General features: G+C 56.3%; 14 protein-coding genes and 1 pseudogene. 4 read left to right on the top strand and 11 right to left on the bottom strand.

Annotated elements, in window-relative coordinates:
• Window positions 1–12 precede the first annotated feature (12 nt).
• From AKJ29_RS14450 to AKJ29_RS14440, 3 genes are read right to left on the bottom strand one after another with little or no spacing between them, the layout of a single operon-like run.
• Window positions 13–1,224: a GIY-YIG nuclease family protein gene (locus AKJ29_RS14450; RefSeq protein ID WP_055191992.1), complete on the bottom strand. Its 1,212-nt coding sequence runs from the start codon at window positions 1,222–1,224 to the stop codon at window positions 13–15.
• The gene (locus tag AKJ29_RS14445) at window positions 1,224–3,296 is read right to left on the bottom strand and encodes a DEAD/DEAH box helicase (protein WP_055191990.1); all 2,073 of its coding nucleotides are present in this window, start codon (window positions 3,294–3,296) and stop codon (window positions 1,224–1,226) included. Before AKJ29_RS14445 ends, AKJ29_RS14450 begins: the two co-directional genes overlap by 1 nt.
• Window positions 3,297–6,005 (bottom strand): class I SAM-dependent DNA methyltransferase, encoded by a 2,709-nt coding sequence (locus tag AKJ29_RS14440; RefSeq protein ID WP_055191988.1) that lies wholly within the window; start codon window positions 6,003–6,005, stop codon window positions 3,297–3,299.
• A gap of 354 nt (window positions 6,006–6,359) precedes the next feature.
• Between AKJ29_RS14440 and AKJ29_RS14435 the strand changes: the two genes are divergently transcribed.
• Window positions 6,360–6,854, top strand: coding sequence for a hypothetical protein (locus tag AKJ29_RS14435; RefSeq protein WP_139231416.1), 495 nt, complete (start codon window positions 6,360–6,362; stop codon window positions 6,852–6,854).
• Window positions 6,855–7,027: 173 nt separating this feature from the next.
• On the opposite strand, the gene AKJ29_RS14430 is transcribed toward AKJ29_RS14435, so the two are convergent.
• The 5 genes from AKJ29_RS14430 to AKJ29_RS14405 form a co-directional block, all read right to left on the bottom strand.
• Window positions 7,028–8,157, bottom strand: a protein-coding gene (locus tag AKJ29_RS14430; protein WP_409360022.1) for an IS3 family transposase whose coding sequence is annotated in 2 segments (ribosomal slippage) — window positions 7,028–7,923 and window positions 7,923–8,157 — 1,131 coding nt in all. Because the reading frame shifts where the segments join, the coding sequence is not laid out codon by codon here.
• A 781-nt stretch (window positions 8,158–8,938) separates the two neighbouring features.
• A complete protein-coding gene (gene rpsI / locus AKJ29_RS14420) occupies window positions 8,939–9,427 on the bottom strand; it encodes a 30S ribosomal protein S9 (protein ID WP_055191985.1) in 489 nt (162 codons plus the stop codon).
• Window positions 9,428–9,429: 2 nt separating this feature from the next.
• Window positions 9,430–9,894: a 50S ribosomal protein L13 gene (gene rplM / locus AKJ29_RS14415; RefSeq protein WP_055191983.1), complete on the bottom strand. Its 465-nt coding sequence runs from the start codon at window positions 9,892–9,894 to the stop codon at window positions 9,430–9,432.
• Between the two features lie 163 nt (window positions 9,895–10,057).
• Window positions 10,058–11,032 (bottom strand): SLAC1 anion channel family protein, encoded by a 975-nt coding sequence (locus AKJ29_RS14410; RefSeq protein WP_055191981.1) that lies wholly within the window; start codon window positions 11,030–11,032, stop codon window positions 10,058–10,060.
• A gap of 54 nt (window positions 11,033–11,086) precedes the next feature.
• A complete protein-coding gene (locus tag AKJ29_RS14405) occupies window positions 11,087–11,512 on the bottom strand; it encodes a PaaI family thioesterase (RefSeq protein WP_055191979.1) in 426 nt (141 codons plus the stop codon).
• A 103-nt stretch (window positions 11,513–11,615) separates the two neighbouring features.
• On the opposite strand from AKJ29_RS14405, the gene AKJ29_RS14400 reads away from it, so the two are divergent.
• Window positions 11,616–12,416 carry an enoyl-CoA hydratase gene (locus AKJ29_RS14400; RefSeq protein ID WP_055191974.1) on the top strand — a complete coding sequence of 267 codons (801 nt, stop codon included), beginning with the start codon at window positions 11,616–11,618 and terminating at the stop codon, window positions 12,414–12,416.
• Between the two features lie 27 nt (window positions 12,417–12,443).
• On the opposite strand, the gene AKJ29_RS14395 is transcribed toward AKJ29_RS14400, so the two are convergent.
• Window positions 12,444–13,214: a class II glutamine amidotransferase gene (locus tag AKJ29_RS14395; RefSeq protein WP_074963679.1), complete on the bottom strand. Its 771-nt coding sequence runs from the start codon at window positions 13,212–13,214 to the stop codon at window positions 12,444–12,446.
• A 232-nt stretch (window positions 13,215–13,446) separates the two neighbouring features.
• Here AKJ29_RS14395 and AKJ29_RS14390 point away from each other — a divergent pair.
• Both AKJ29_RS14390 and typA read left to right on the top strand, forming a co-directional pair.
• Window positions 13,447–13,775, top strand: a pseudogene (locus tag AKJ29_RS14390) (SMR family transporter).
• A 206-nt stretch (window positions 13,776–13,981) separates the two neighbouring features.
• A complete protein-coding gene (gene typA, locus AKJ29_RS14385) occupies window positions 13,982–15,802 on the top strand; it encodes a translational GTPase TypA (RefSeq protein ID WP_055191972.1) in 1,821 nt (606 codons plus the stop codon).
• Window positions 15,803–15,853: 51 nt separating this feature from the next.
• Here the strand turns inward: typA and AKJ29_RS14380 are convergent, their stop codons facing one another.
• Both AKJ29_RS14380 and AKJ29_RS14375 read right to left on the bottom strand, forming a co-directional pair.
• The gene (locus AKJ29_RS14380; protein WP_055191970.1) at window positions 15,854–16,246 is read right to left on the bottom strand and encodes a hypothetical protein; all 393 of its coding nucleotides are present in this window, start codon (window positions 16,244–16,246) and stop codon (window positions 15,854–15,856) included.
• Between the two features lie 8 nt (window positions 16,247–16,254).
• Complete coding sequence (locus tag AKJ29_RS14375) at window positions 16,255–16,542, bottom strand: DUF1330 domain-containing protein (protein WP_055191968.1); 288 nt, start codon at window positions 16,540–16,542, stop codon at window positions 16,255–16,257.
• Window positions 16,543–16,618: the final 76 nt, after the last annotated feature.

Raw genomic sequence — 16,618 nt, 5'->3', positions numbered from 1 at the left:
AGTTGAAGCGGGTTACCGTATCTTGGTTTTTGATGAGATTTTCTGGCAGGTTGGATCATACTGGAAATCATGTAGTCGACCTTGCCGTATTAACGCTGCAGCCTGGCTCACATGTTCAGGCAAAACAAAGAACCATTCCTTGGGATGCACCTTCTTGCCAAAACGGTCTAAGACGAAGAGTTCTGCGGGCCGAGCGGCTTCAAAGAACCGATGAAGAAGGCTCTCAACCTTTTCCCTGGGAAGATTCTCCAACTGATAGGTGGCGATGACCTCAACCCGGGCCAGCAGAAAGGTCGGATCGTTTTTTGCATCGGCCACACGCCGTTTCACGTCCTGGCTGGTGACACCGATCTTGTGAAGAATGTCGCGGTGCGGCCGGATGTTTGGATCGTCGGATAGGGATTTTGCAACATAGATCGTCCCAGTCACAGCCAGTCGGTCAGCCTCCCAATCCGGATCAAGTGGCCCCAACCCAACTTTCTGCACTGAACGGGCGGTTTTGTCGTCGTTCAACGCTTTGCGGAAAGAGGCAACCATGGGATCGCTCTCCGTTCCGTTGGACAGCACGATGCGCAGTCGGTCTTCCTGAGACAGTCCGCCAGAAGATTTGCACATCCGCTCAACCACGAGGCACAAAAGCCCATTACGGATGAACACATCCCCAGCGACAGGTTCGATGATCGCCCATTTCTCGACGATCCTTGATTTCCGCTCACCTGCCTCCAGAGCGGCCTGGATCTGAGAGAACTTCGCTTCGAATTGGTCAAAATCCTGGCAGGGAAAAAACTCTGCACGATGTTCCGGCTGATGCCTCTCTGCTGATGGTGTGACATGACGGAGGTCCGAGAATTCTGCAGGCACTTCGAGATCGTCATCGGCAAAAATATCGTCCAGACTGTCCGGGATAACATCTTCCGCAGGTTCGTCGCGCCAGTTTGCTTGTTCAGGTTCCGGGGCAACCAAGAGGCCCATCCTATCCGCCTCCAGCATGTCCTGGGTCGGGGCTTGCCTCAACTTGTCCCAAATGGTTCCGAGGCGCATCTCTTCGTGGTCTTCGGCGTCGGAATCCGGCAGACGGCCGTGCTGTTCGAAGAACCGAGTAACGTCGTTGAGAACTGCTGTTCCGCCGTCAGTTTTCGACGCAACTTGCTTTTGGGGTGCGACCTCAAGAAGGCCAAACTCGTCCGGCTCGGCGAAGATGTCATCAAGTGTGGGTCTCGGCATCAGAGCGCCCCTTCACGCATGCGTTTGGCTTTCTGTGTTTTGAGCCAGGCCAAGGCCTCGGCCATCCGCTTCTCCAATGCATCAGGCGCGTTCAGATTAGGTTCGCGCCCTTCAGCTGCCCGAAACGCCTTGATCCGTGGCCAAAGTGTGCGCGCCTCTTCCTCGGTCATGGCGACACGGATGGCGACCATGGCGGACTGGACATGCTGCAGCAACTGAGCGTCGAGCGACTTGGAAGCGACTTCGAACCGCTCCTGAAAGGCATTCACACTGTCGATTAGATCGACGTCGATTTCGCGCACGTTGATGAATTTCTTCACCATCTGCAGCAGCGTGTTTGGGGCGCCTTCGGTAGCATCATCCCCATCATCATCGGCCTCGGCAGGCTTACCTTCAAAGACGGCCGCAGCCTCAGCCATCCCGCGCTCCTCTTCCTGACGGGCAAGGGTTAGGATGTTCATATGGGCAGCGAGATGCTGACGTGCGCTTTCGGTCTCTTCGTCATTGAGGTCCGGATAGCGCGTTTCGATGATGTCGGTCAGAACCATCTGGGTGGCGACCTCAGGAGCCGTATCGGGTGCCAGAACACGCTTGTCCATCGCCTGACAGGCCGCAGCCAGCAGATCATGCATATCCTGCTCGCAGATCTCTTTGGCGCGCTCGGTGGGCGGTTCGATCAAGCCTTTGATACCGATCATGACGTTGCCTTGACCATCCGTTCGCACCGGCTCACGCACATCCCCGTCCTCGCGGCGGTAGAACTTGAAGTTCGGGGCCAGCACTTGCTCCATCAGCAAGGAGCCGGAGATCGCCTTGAGCATGTCGTTGACCGCATCTGAGACCACATCGGTTTCCACCCCCGGCTCGGCCACCAGATTAGTGAAGACCGCGCGCGGTTTCCCCGGTGCATCGCGTGTGGCGCGGCCGATAATTTGCACGATTTCTGTGAGCGATGACCGATAGCCGATGGTCAGCGCATGCTCGCACCAGACCCAGTCGAACCCTTCCTTTGCCATGCCCAGAGCGATAATGATGTCTACCTTGGCACGATCCGCCTCGTCATCGCGCTTGCCACCCGCGCCCTTGATCTCACGCGACAGGGCCGTCTTGACGATGCCGCGCCCTGGACCGTCATCAACGAGGTCGGCAACCTTCAAAACCCGTCCCTCGGGCAACTCGATCAGATCGAACCCGGTTTCCGGATCTCGCCCGACGTGCGTGCCGAGGAAATCCATGATCTTCCCGACCTCATTGTTCTTGTCGTCGAACGCCTCGGACGAGCCTCGGTGCGGGATATGGATGATGGTCTTCTGCGCTGGGTCCAGAACACCCTCGAGCCCGTTGGTATAATTGCCCTTGTAGAACTGGTAATTCACCCCCAGCGCCTTGAGGTGCTCATAGCCCTCCAGCTGTTCGTAGTAGCTGTAGGTGATCGTGGTGAACTTGGCCTCATCCTCGGGGCGCAGCACCGGGTCGGCGTCGCCACGGAAATAGCTGCCGGTCATGGCCATCAGATGGCATTTCTCCCGCGCCACCAATGCCCGCAGGATCACACCCAAACGGTTGTTATCCGAGGCCGAGACGTGATGGAACTCATCCACGGCAATGAAACAGTCGTCAAACGCCTCGATCCCCTGGTCTTCCAGCACTTTGTCATAGGCAAAGCGGAAGGTGGCGTGGGTGCAGACCAGCACCTCTGCGTCCGAAGCCATGAAATCCACAAAGGCCTTCACCTTCCGGTCCTGGGCGTCATCCCCTGTCAGGCAGAGGTTCCATTTGTCCTCGACCTCCCAGTCCGCCTCGAACCCGTAGCTGGTCAGATCTGTCGAGCGGAATGAGCCGCCGATCGAAGTTTCTGGCACGCAGACGATGGTCTTTTCACGGGCCTGATGGCGCATCTTGTCGAGCGCGATGAACATCAGCGCCCGGCTTTTCCCCGCTGCCGGGGGCGCTTTCAGCAGCAGGAACTGCGCTGCCCGCGCCGCATAGGCCCGCGCCTGCATTTCGCGCATGCCCATGGCGTTGGTCGAGGATTTCGAGCGCCCGTAGGTCACATTGAGCATCTGAGCCATCTATTTGCTCCTTTTGCCGCGCTTGGATTTCGCGGCCTGTTTTTCAATTTGTTTGATCTTGGCGGCATAGAGCTTGAAAAGATGTTCCAGCCGCTCAGAGTCATTGCGGAAGGGCCGACCGATATACATTGTCTCCAGCAGCTCATCATTTTCCCGATGCACCGCACGCAGGTCGTCGGGCATCTTGTCGGGGTCATAGAGCTCGGCGATGGTCGCCGGGTAATGAGAATAGCGACACTTCAGGATCTTGCGGGCCGAGGCATTGAGTTCCTCAAGCTGATCGTCTGAGAACTTCGGCACTGGGAAGGTGTTCCACCCCAGGGTGTTGGAATAGCGGAAATCGGATTTTAGCTTGCCGCAAACCGCAGCAATCCAGACAAGATGGATACGGGATGCGACCAAAGCGAGGCACCATTCTGGAGCATCATAAAGGACTTGATTGTTGTCTGATGACACGATCTTCCCAGCTGCTCGGTCAACCGGAAGATAGTCGCGGCGTTCGGAGCTGGTTCGAGGGACCAAGATCATGTGGCTCTTCGGTGCATTGTGCTCTCGAAACTGATGAGGCCTTGCAGCAAGTCGATTTGTGCCAGCATCGGTGCTTTGTGAGCGGTCATGCCTGACCTTTTCAATCCGTTCTCGAATTTCCTCGATGGATTGCGCTTCTGCGACTTTGTCATCATCAATCCAGAGACAATGTCGTTCGATCCCTTTGATGACTTCCTGGGAGCCAACGAATTTGTAGACAAACTGCTCAGACGCGGGAGCAGACTCGATAAGGGCCTCTTTCTCAGAAGGAGAAAGGATCAAGTGCCCGAAGTCATACGGGAAGTTGCCTGGCCCCATGGAATGCAATCCAAATAGGCCTGAGCGGGTCGCTTCGACAAAAACCTCGTCACCATCAATGAGGTATGCGTTGATTTGATTGCATTCCTTCTTCAAGTCCCCCTCAAAAAGAACCAAAGACCTGTGTGGTTGTGCACTCAGACCGACAATTACACATTCGACCGCCGCGTTTTTGGCAGCATTGTTACGCCACTTAAATGGTCTATGAGCGAAGAAGATCTTTACGCCATCGTTCAGTATATTCGACCACAACGGTTCGACGGCAGCACCCTGGACCGTCGAACTTGTAGTGATCAAAGAGGATTTCGCTCTGAAATTGCGGACATAGTTTGACGCGAGAAACATCCATGCGGTGCTGAAATCGAGGCGTCCAGCATTCCGAATGTTACCTGCAAAGACGTCGTTGAAGTCTGCGCGCTGTTCCTTGGTTCGGTAGGTAGTGCCTACAAACGGCGGATTGCCTGCTATGAACACCTCTTCCCCCTCGGCGGGTGGCGGGCAGACCTCTTCCCAGTCCACCCTCAGGGCGTTGTCGCAGACAATATGGGCGCTTTCGCGCAGTGGCAGGCTGGCCGGGCCCTGGCCAAAGACCTCCTTGAACACCGCGTTGGCTTGATATTCGGCAATGAACAATGCCAGCTTGGCGGTCTCGGCCGCAAAATCGGTGATCTCGATTCCGTGGAAGTTCTCGATCCGCACCCGGCTGAACATCACGTTCTGCTTGTTGTGTTTCAGCGCCTCAAGCCGTTCCAGCACCCGCATCTCGCGCTCGCGCAACTGGCGATAGGACACGACCAGAAAGTTGCCCGACCCGCAGGCGGGGTCAAAGACGCGGATCCCTTCAAGGCGATCCAGCACCCGCACCAGTGCGGTGGGTTTTTCCCAGGCCTTGTTGATCTCACCATCGAGGTCATCCAGGAACAGCGGCCCGATCACCTTCATGATGTTGGGCACCGAGGTGTAGTGCATCCCCAACTCGCTGCGCTGTTTTGGATCAGCCACTGATTGGATCATGGAGCCGAAGATGTCCGGATTGATCTCGCGCCAATCCTCGCCGCAAGCGTCGCGCAGATAGCGATAGGCGGTCACGTCAAAGACAGGTGCGTCGATGGAACCCGCAAAGAGCCCGCCGTTCACATAGTCCAGCTCCCCCGTCCATGCTGGAAGATCGTCACGCTTATCCTTAGGCAGGTTCATGGCTGAGAAAGCAGCGATGATCACCTCGCGCGCTTCCTCGCCCTTGTTGCCCGCATGGTTGAACAGGATCTGGCTGAACTGGTTGTCGGGGAAGATGCCCACATCCTCGGCAAACATGCAGAAGATCAGCCGCATCATCAGCTGGTTCATCTCATGCCGCCGCTCATCACTGGCCCAATCCGGGTTCTTTTTGACCAGCGCGTCATAAAGCTTGGCCAGCTTGGCGGTGACTTTGACGTCGATCGGGTTTTCTTCGGCTGCCTCATAGCGTTCCTTGCCCGCGGCAGGCAGGAAAAAGCCAAATTTGTCCCCAATCTCGTCAAAACGGCAATGCAGGGTCTCTCCGCTGACCCGCTGCTGGGCTGCCACCATCTCACCATCGGTGGCGATTAGGATCGCCGGTTTGGCGGTGGCGGTCTTCTTGGAGTTTCGCAGGGCCTCCAGCGTGACATCAGCCATGCCGGTCATAGCGGGGGCAAAATGGAACTTCTTGTTGACCAGGACGCCGCCGGGCTGATCCGATTTATTGGTCGTGCCATTGCGCAGCTTGGCAATCGCCGCTTGGGCGACATCGGTGGCTTGGGCAAACTCGAAGGGGAACTCTTCGGCGTTGAACGGCTTGTCAGAGATCTGTTCAAGGGCTTCGAAGATCTCAGTGGGGTTCATGGAAATTCCGCTCGTGGTAGTTATGTTATGACATGGCCGTAATTGACCATGTGCGAAATTTCTAAGAGCCGGCAGTGACTTGTGCAACCTAATGTTGTTTGCATTGGCCGAAATTCGAAAACCCGAAGCCACTTTATTTGCATTTTCGCCATAAAGTTTTGTTTCACCCCCCTTGAACGGCGTCGAGAAAAGCCCCAGTAAACATTGCACTTAGCTCTCTTCAGAGTTCAGTGAGACCGGAGCAGAGCCTGTGTCGCTCCGGTTCACATGAACTCGAAGAGAGCATTCAGAGACATCCGAAGGATGGATCTGACGAAGGGGCGACAAGATCTTCCTCAAATCTTGGAGCCCTTCATGACGGCACATGTGCCGGGCGCAACGCGTCCGATTTCCACCGGCGACATCGTTTCCTTCCGCTTCCCTCATTCCGACGGCCCTGGTGACAAGGACCGCCCCTGTCTGGTCATTCACGCAGATGATGACACTGGCGAAGTAGTTCTTGCCTATGGAACCTCGATCTTTCCGAAGGAGCGTGACGATCACTCGCTCACGGTCATGAATGCAGCCAATATGGCCGTCGCCAACCTCGTGAAACCAACACGGTTCCTCAGTGTGCGACGTGTCCGTGTAAAGCGCTCGGATCAGCGGTTTGCACCAAATGCCGAAGGCAATGTCGTCATCGGTCAATTTCCAGCTGACGGAATTTGTTGGGGGCAGCGATATGCCAAGCTCCCCACCAAAACGCCTGATCAGGAACGCCACGGAGTTCACCCTCCAAAGGCACAGCGTTCTCAAACGCGACGTGGCTTGTTTGGCCGTCGCAATCCCCGCGAAGCAATCGTCGCCTGATCTCACCTGGCTTAAGGCCCCCAATGCGGGGGCCTGACGCTGAAGCCGTTAGCTATCATTCCAAGAGTTGGCTTCCTCGTAAAGACTATCGCGCCAGTCCTCAAACAGGGCTTCGACATCTTCCCCCTTTGCGGCTGGACCTGTCGCGTATTTGTGCCGCTCCGGTTTCTCACTTAAGCGACCTTTCGTTCGAAGGCCAAGGGGCTTTTCCAGCCCAGTGCTGAGTGCCTTCGACGCGGATTGTAGAAGCCGTTGATGTATTCGAAGATGGCCATCTCAGCATCGCGACGTGTCCGCCAGGATCGCTGCCACAGCAGTTCCGCCTTGATGGTCTTGAAGAAGGTTTCGACGGCAGCGTTGTCGTAACAATTCCCAGTCCCGCTCATTGATACCTTGAAGCCGTGCTGGCGTAGGATCTTCTGGTAGTCGTGGGAACAGTATTGGCTGCCGCGGTCCGTGTGATGGATGCAGCCCTTCGATGGTCGCCGCAAGGCAATGGCCATGTTCAACGCTCGGATCGCCAGGTCCCGCTTCATACGATTACTGACAGCCCAGCCGATCACCCGTCGGGAATGCAGATCGAGGATGACCGCGAGATACAGCCAGCCCTCTTGGGTCCAGACATAGCTGATGTCACCCGCCCATTTCCGATTCGGACGGGCTGCCGAGAAGTCCCGGTTCAGTAAGTTCGGTGCGATGTTGAAGCTGTGGTTGCTGTCCGTGGTCGCCTTGAACTTCCTGTTCCTTCTAACCACAATGCCGTTATCACGCATCAAGCGTCCGATGCGGCGGTGGCCGACTGGCAATCCCAACTCTTTCAATTCCTCGGTCATGCGTGACCGGCCATAGCTGCCGAGAGACAGGGCAAACTGTTCACGGATATGAGCCAGCACAACCATGTCCTTGCGTTGGCTCTGGCTGAGGGGGCGGCTCCGGAAGGCCCGATACCCCCGCGGGCTGACATCCATGATTTGGCACAGCCGTTCGATGGGCAACATTTCGGCGTTCTTTGCGATGAAAGCGAACCTCATTTGCTTCGCTCCGCAAAGAACTGGGTGGCCTTTTTTAGCACCTCCCTCTCCTCCCGGAGCATGCGGTTCTCTTTGCGCAGCTCCGCGACCTCGCGCTCGAGATCAGAATGGGCAGAAGGCTTCTCTGGGTTGCGCCGATCCTGCTGGATCCAACGGCTCAGCGTCGAGAAGCCGACGCCAAAATCCGCAGCGACCTGCTTACGCGGCAGCCCGCTGGTTAACGCTACCCGCACTGCCTCTGCGCGGAATTCGGGGGTGGGGTTCGATGCCATGATGTCTCTCCTTTGTGGCAAAATACCAAGTCAAAGGAGCGGAACAATTCCGCGACAGGTCCACCTCGCCACCACCGGAAAATGATCCTCACAGAATTGGCCTGACGGCCAATGCGACTTGGACCGTGCCTGCTATTTGAGGGCCACGCGCTCCAAGGCGCATACCTCAAGCTGGCCTACTTTTGCTCCGCCACAGTGGCAGGGTTTTACCCTGCCGTTGACAACGCCATCGTCAGGGTCTGGTTATGAAGCCTGACCCTAAGCTATGTCCCAACTTTGCTGCTTGCTGTAAACGCAACAACTCACTCTTCGCGTATTCATAAGCATCTTCATAAACTGTAAGTTTCGTGCTGCGTGTGAGATGGCCTTTGCGTCCGCCTATCTTCAAGTGCATATACTAAAGCGTTTCGAGATTAACTTGAGACACAAGTTGATTTCGAAACGCCCGCAACATCAGTAGGTTTCGAGCGTTTCGACTCATTATTGTGTCTCAATAATAAGTCGAAACGCTTTAATTTGGCTGTCTGTGTGATTTAGCGTTGGGCACAGCGACAGCGAGGTTGCGCTTAAACAAACTAAGCGCCCCCCAAAGTGCTCCACTCTATCCTCGCCAAACGCCAACGGCACATTCCAATAGCAACCTAAAACGCTACAGATATGCTAAAATCGCTCAACCATAACGTCAACGCATACGGTGTCTGCTACAATTTCGCTACGCACAAAAAAAGGGCTGCGAAATACGCAACCCTTTGTTTTGTAAGGAAAATTCGAAAGCTCGAACTTAACGCTTGGAGAACTGGAAGCTCTTACGGGCTTTGGCCTTACCGTATTTCTTACGTTCCACAACACGCGAGTCGCGGGTCAGGAAGCCAGCGGCTTTCAGAGCGCCACGCAGCGAGGGTTCGTACAGTTGCAGAGCTTTCGAGATACCGTGTTTCACAGCACCTGCCTGGCCCGACAGACCGCCGCCTTTTACGGTGGCGTATACGTCGAATTCACCCAGAACACCGGCCACTTCGAACGGCTGGCGCAGGATCATCTGCAGAACGGGGCGTGCGAAATAGACGTTCACGTCGCGACCGTTGACTTCCACTTTACCCGAACCCGGTTTGATCCAGACACGGGCCACAGCGTCTTTACGCTTACCGGTGGCATAAGAACGACCCAGCTCGTCACGGACGGGCTCACGGGGGGCAGCAACTTCAATAGCGGCTTCGGTGCCTTCAACGACAGCGTTCAGCTCATCAAGCGATTTGATCTCTTCAGTCATGATCAGCCCTCACGCGAGTTTTTCGGGTTCATGGATTTGACGTCCAGCACTTCCGGGCTCTGGGCCTCATGGGGGTGCTCGGCGCCTGCGTAAACGCGCAGATTGGTCATCTGCTGACGGCTCAGCTTGCCGCCCGGCAGCATGCGCTGCACGGCTTTGATGACCAGACGCTCGGGGTGGGCACCCTCAAGGATCTGACCGGCAGTGCGCGACTTGATGCCGCCCGGGTAACCGGTGTGCCAGTAGTGCACTTTGTCGGTGCGCTTCTTGCCGGTCATCTGGATTTTATCCGCATTGATCACGATGACATTGTCACCCATGTCCATGTGCGGAGTGAACGAGGCTTTGTGTTTGCCACGAAGACGCATTGCGATGATCGACGCAAGACGGCCCAGAACAACGCCCTCGGCGTCGATCAGGATCCATTTCTTGTCGATATCTGCAGGCGTTGCAGAGAAGGTTTTCATGTGTTCAGCCCTGATTGGGTTTCGGATGGGGTGTTTTTAGTGATTTCTGAATTCGGGTCAAGCACCAAAACACTTATAAAATCGTTCAAAAACAACAGGTTGAAAATATGGTATTATTTTACCCCATCGCCCCAATGGTCTTTTCCCCGTTCTGCACAGGGTTTTACTCTGGCCGGAACACTTCGTCCTTCACCAATGCCTTGATTGTCCGCAAAACCAGCCCGCCAATGACAACAGCCAGAAGGGCAAGCACCAGCACGGCAATTGTCTGATGGGCCCGCGACCCATCCAGCTGCGAAAATCGGAAAGACGCGATCGAAAGGGCCGCCAGTGGAAAGCTGAGAGCCCACCAGCTCAGCGCAAAGGGCATTTTGACCAGACGCGGAACCTGGGCCAGCACCAGCGCCGCAAAGATATAGCCTGCATTCATCAGCATCCGCGCAAAGCCATCCACCTCACCCACCATGCCCACATAGGCGATGAAGGCGACAGCGGGGGGCGCGATCAGGATCACCATGGTCGGAAATAGCCGCGCCACAATCGGGTCATGGAAAATCAACCGGTTCATCACAAGGGTCAGTAGGACGATCCAGAACAGGATCCCACCAGAGAAGAACAGCCAGGACGTCTCAATATAGCCAATGCGCGCGCCCAGAACCGGCACAAGCACGTTTCCAACCGCCGGAATGAACCAGGCGGGCGTCAGGTGCCCAACCTCAAAGGACCGATGCGAAATCCAACCGGAGACCACCGCTATGGTCAGCGCGCCCTGCCCCACCACGCCAGCCAGCCAGATCCACTCCGCCAGTTCCGGTGCATGGGCATGAGTGGCCATAGAAAGCAGCAGTAGTGACACCGTAATCGTTGGAAAGAACGCCAGTTTGACCGGGTGATGCCATTCCTCGATCACCATCCTGGGATAGCGCAGCGCCTTGGCAAGGTAGAAAACTGTCACAATCCCCATCACCGTGACCGAAATCAGCCAGACCAGCGATGACACCGCCCCCATCCATGGATACACCGGTGCCCCTGCATGCAAAGCCAGAGTAAGCCCCATCAAGCCCATGACAATGGCAAAAAACGTGACCGGAAAATGCGCGAGGCGAGAAAACTCCGGCGGTGCGGTCTGGTCAGACATGACATATTCCTTTTTCAGACTATACCCCAGACCTGCTCAGGCAATCCGTGAGGGTCAAGCCCTCTCTGGCGGGATTGAGTAGGTCAATGTTGCACGCGCAACAGGCGCATCATCCCCTTCGGAATGGATCAGAACATCCCCAACCGCAAGCACCCTTCCCAGCTTGTGCAATCGGCAATGGGCAACAAGGTCTGCATCGGAACGAGGTTTGCGCATGAAGTCGATGGAGCAATTGGTTGTGACCGCCAGCGCCTTGGGGCCGATCATGGCAAGAATAGCCAGGTAAACAGACACGTCAGCCAGGGCAAACATTGTCGGACCCGAGACAGTGCCCCCTGGCCGAAGATGCTTCTCTGCCACCCGCTTGCGCATGGTGATCTGCATCGGCGCGACATCCGCCACCTCGAAATCATCCGCCACCTGCGGGAATTGCGCGTCCAGAAAGGCCGCCAGCTCCGCCCGGTTCATTTTCAGCTCCATTGGCCCCCCTAACTGCCGCAGCGTCATTTCAACTTCACGCGCATTCCTCTGGGAAATACGCGTGATGTCCCTATCGTGACGACAAGACCCAAGGGAGGACAAGATGGAAGATCCAATACTGATCCGGAACGACGCTGCGTCAGTTGCAACCGTGACACTGAACACCCCCGGCACGTTGAACGCGCTGTCGGATGAGATGCTGGCCGCTCTGAGCGAAGAATTGGAACGTATTGCCGCCGATCCCACAATCCGTGCGGTGATCCTGGCGGGCAATGGCAAAGCCTTTTGCGCAGGCCATAACCTGAAGCAGATGACTGCGGCGCGGGCATCCAAAGACGGCGGCAAAGCCTATTTTCAGGATCTGTTTTCCCGCTGCGCCAGCATGATGGTGCAAATTACCCGTATGCCGCAGCCAGTGATCGCCCAGGTGCATGGCATTGCCACTGCGGCCGGGTGTCAACTGGTGGCAAGCTGCGACATGGCGGTTGCGGCCGAGGGGACGCGCTTTGGTGTGAACGGGGTCAATATCGGTCTGTTCTGCTCCACCCCGATGGTGGCGCTGACCCGCAACATTCCCCGCAAACTGGCGTTTGAGATGCTGACCACCGGCGAGTTCATTTCCGCCGATCGCGCGGCTGAGCTGGGGCTTGTCAATCATGTGGTGCCACATGAAGCCCTTGAGGAAGAAACCCGCAGGCTCGCGGACAAGGTAGCCTCAAAACTCGGCGCTGCGGTGAAAATTGGCAAATCTGCTTTCTATGATCAGCTGACCATGGGATTGGAAGATGCCTATGGTTTTACTGGCGAGGTTATGGCGCAGAACATGATGTTCCGCGACACCGAGGAAGGCATCAACGCTTTTATCGAAAAGCGGGCGCCGAACTGGAACCAGAGCGAGGACTGAGGGGCGCTGCCCCTCGGCCTTACGGCCTCACCCCGGGATATTTTCAACAAGAAAAAAACGGCAACGGGGTGAGGTTGATCCTGTCCCCGTCAAACTGCGCGATGTGACCGGGGGGCAATTCGATCCAATCCAGTTCGCCCTTCTCCAACGGTTCACTGACAACCGCCCATCCCTGGCGGGTTGGCGACCAGCGGTAATAGACAGAAGGCGCGATATGGTCTGAACTTGCCCGTACCGCCCACAGTTTTTCTCCATCTGAAAAGGCTGCTGACAGGCGCATATGCGGTGTTGTCCCTCTTTCTTGGGACAGCTCAGAAAGTGTGCTCGCCGCACGGGCCAAGGCTTTTGCCGGATCATGCTCCAGCCCTTCGGCCAGAGCCAGCAGGAACAGAACCTCACTGTCGGTGGCGCCTTTCCGGCTGGGGTAAAGCGCATCGGGAACGGCCATATCCGCCTGTTTTCGAAATGCTCAAACCCTCCGAATTGGCCATTATGCATGAAGCTCCAATTTTCATGCACAAACGGGTGGCAATTGTTGCGGCTGATCGCAGAGCCGGTTGAGGCGCGCACATGGGCCAGAAACAGGCCTGACTGCTCCTGCCTGCAGACTGCGCGCAGGTTGGGGTCGGACCAGGCAAGATAAATGTCCCGATACAGGCCCGGTTCAGGGCGCGCATCATACCAGGCCGGCCCAAACCCATCCCCATTGGTGGCTGTTTTGCATTCCGTGGCGTCCTGGCTTTGTGCAATCAACGAATGGCCCGGCCGGGTCACCACCTCCTCCAAAAAGATCGGCATCCCGAGATAAGCAGCCCAACGGCACATAATTCCCCTTGCGCCGAACATGATGCCATAACGTTGATTTCAGAGATTTGACGCGGAGGCGATCAATGCTGCCTTTGTCTGACATCTGTATAGACGCCCCTTTTGTCCATGAAAAGAGCCGCGAAGGGGCTGGTGTCGCCAGCAAGCTTAACGCAGAACAGTCTGAGAGGCAGACCCAAAGCACTGCGTATTTTCGAGATCACCCATGCCCTATCTTGTCCTGATTTTTGCCGTTCTCGCCGAAACCATAAGCACCTCAGCCTTGCAGGCCAGTCAGCAATTCCCCGTCTTGGGCCATCGATCACCGTGGTTGTCGCTTGCGGGATCAGCTTTGCCCTTCTGGCCTGGGTGTTGAAGTTCATGTCAGTGGGTATTGCCTATGCGCTCTGGTCTGGCCTTGCGATTGTGTTGATTGCGGTCATCGGCCTTGTGGCTTTTGGTCAGAAACTGGACCTGCCCGCCGTGATTGGCCTGCTCCTGATCGTGGCCGGGATAGTCGTGACCAACCTGTTTTCGGTAAGTTCCCCCCATTAAAGCGTTTCAACTTGAACCTGACACAGGAAAACGTCGAAACACCACAAGAGATCTGAATATCGTGGGTGTTTCGGGTTAAACATGGGTTTCAGGTTTCTCCCGGAAGGCTTTAACGCACGATAAACAGGTGAAACAACGATTTGGACTGGCAATTCGCCCCAAGTCACGCTATTCGCGCGTCAACTTCCTATCAAAAGGCGCGCAACATGGACCTTCGCAATATCGCGATTATCGCTCACGTTGACCACGGCAAAACCACGCTGGTTGACGAACTTCTGAAACAATCCGGCGCATTTCGCGAAAATCAGGCTGTGGCTGAACGGGCCATGGACTCGAATGAACTGGAGCGCGAACGCGGCATCACCATCTTTGCCAAACCGACCTCGGTCGAATGGAAAGACACCCGCATCAACATCGTTGACACCCCCGGCCACGCCGATTTCGGCGGCGAGGTTGAGCGGATCCTGTCGATGGTGGACGGGGTTGTTTTGCTGGTGGACGCCGCAGAAGGCCCGATGCCGCAGACCAAATTCGTGACCTCGAAGGCGCTGGCGCTGGGCCTGCGCCCGATTGTGGTTCTGAACAAGGTCGACAAACCAGACGCCGAACCCGACCGTGCTCTGGATGAGTGTTTTGACCTCTTTGCCTCGCTCGGGGCCAATGAAGACCAGCTTGATTTTCCGCATATGTATGCCTCGGGCCGCAATGGCTGGGCTGATGCGGATCTGGACGGGCCGCGCAAAGACCTGCATGCGCTGTTCAACCTCATCGTCAACCACGTTCCGAAACCGAAGCAGATCGCCCATCAGGACGAAGATTTCTCGATGCTGGCAACCACTCTCGGGTCCGACCCCTTTGTGGGCCGGATCCTGACCGGCCGCGTTGAAACCGGTCGTCTCAAGGTTGGGGCCACCGTTCAGGCCATTTCGCGTATCGGGCAAAAGATCGAACAATTCCGCGTCACCAAGATCCAGGCCTTCCGCGGATTGTCCCAGCAGGACATTGAAGAAGCGGTCGCCGGGGACATCGTGTCGATTGCGGGCATGTCCAAGGCCACCGTGGCCGACACGATCTGTGCGCTTGCCGTGGATGAACCGCTTGAAGCCCAACCCATTGATCCGCCCACCATCACGGTGACCTTTGGCATCAATGACAGCCCGCTTGCCGGTCGTGACGGCAAGAAGGTGCAATCGCGCGTCATCCGCGACCGGCTGCACAAGGAAGCAGAGTCGAACGTGGCAATCAAGATCGAAGACACCCCCGGCGGCGAAGCTTTTGAGGTGTCGGGTCGTGGCGAACTCCAGATGGGTGTGCTGATCGAGAACATGCGCCGCGAAGGGTTTGAGCTGTCGATCTCGCGCCCGCAAGTGATCATGCGCGAAGAAAACGGCCAGAAGATGGAGCCGGTCGAAGAGGCCACCATCGACGTGGATGACGAATATTCCGGTGCAGTGATCGAGAAACTGACCGGGGCGCGCAAAGGTGAATTGGTGGAGATGCGCCCCGCCGGGGCGGGCAAGACCCGCATTATCGCCCATGTGCCATCGCGCGGCCTGATTGGCTATCATGGCGAGTTCCTGACCGACACGCGTGGCACCGGCGTTCTGAACCGCGTGTTCCATGGCTGGACCCCGTTCAAAGGATCCATTCCGGGCCGTCGGGCAGGTGTGCTGATCTCCATGGAAAACGGCACGTCAGTGGCTTACGCGCTGTGGAACCTGGAAGAGCGTGGCAAAATGATGATCGGCGCGCAGGCCGACGTGTATCAGGGCATGATCATTGGCGAGCATTCGCGCGAAAACGATCTGGAAGTGAACCCCTTGAAGGGTAAGAAACTGACCAACGTGCGCGCGTCTGGTACCGATGATGCGGTGCGATTGACCACGCCGATGACCCTGTCGTTGGAAGAAGCGATTGCCTATATCAATGACGACGAGCTGGTGGAAGTGACCCCCAACAATGTGCGTCTGCGCAAACGTTATCTGGATCCGCATGAACGCAAGCGGATGGCAAAAGCCAATCAATAACAACAATTTACAAAATTAGACTAAAGCCCTCGAAAACCTTTTCGGGGGCTTTTATCTTGGTGTTTCGGCATAGGGATCCGCCACAAGTTGATCATCATCCGCATAAAGGATGTTTCCGGGGCGGTCCGTTTTCAGAAGCTCAATCTGATAGCCATGCATTTCCAGAAAAGCCGCCAGTTCCCATGCCTTATCTATCGCCTCATCAGCCTCCGGACGAAACCAGCTTAGCCCACGGGTAAATTCTTTCTCCCGATCATGTTTCGACCCGGAAAAGCGGTCGGGCAGTTGCAGGTTTTCCCGAAACCAGGCCAATAGGTCTTCAAGATATTGGGCGCTGTATTGATCCAGTTCCGGATCATCGCGCAGCTCATAAGCTGCAACGAAAAATCCGGCACGGGCATCCAACCCATCGACCGGCCGATCACATACAAATCGAATAAACATGTTGGGCCTTATTCACTGGTCTCTACGATCAGAAGCTCCCGCTCCGACGCATCGCGCGCATGGCTCAGTGCCTCTTGGTATTCCGGCGAGTGATAACATTTCTCTGCCGCCTCAACGCTGTCAAACTTCGCCACCACATTTCGGGGACGTTCCTTGCCCTCAAGCTGCACATAGCGTCCGGCGCGGGCAATGAAGTGGCCGCCATGTTTGGCAATGGCCGACCCCGCCAGCTTGGCATATTTGCCATAGGCCTCTTCGTCGGTCACGGTCACATGGGCAATCCAGAGTGCGGGCATCGGTCTCTCCTTACACGCGGTCAAAAGGAAAAGGTCGCGCCAACATGGCACGACCTTCCTGCTCTTGCGAGCGGTT

The sequence above is a fragment of the Aliiroseovarius crassostreae genome (genome assembly GCF_001307765.1).
GTDB lineage: Bacteria > Pseudomonadota > Alphaproteobacteria > Rhodobacterales > Rhodobacteraceae > Aliiroseovarius > Aliiroseovarius crassostreae.
The sequence above is the reverse complement of the archived record's forward strand: the minus strand, read 5'-3'. Positions and strand labels throughout refer to the sequence as shown.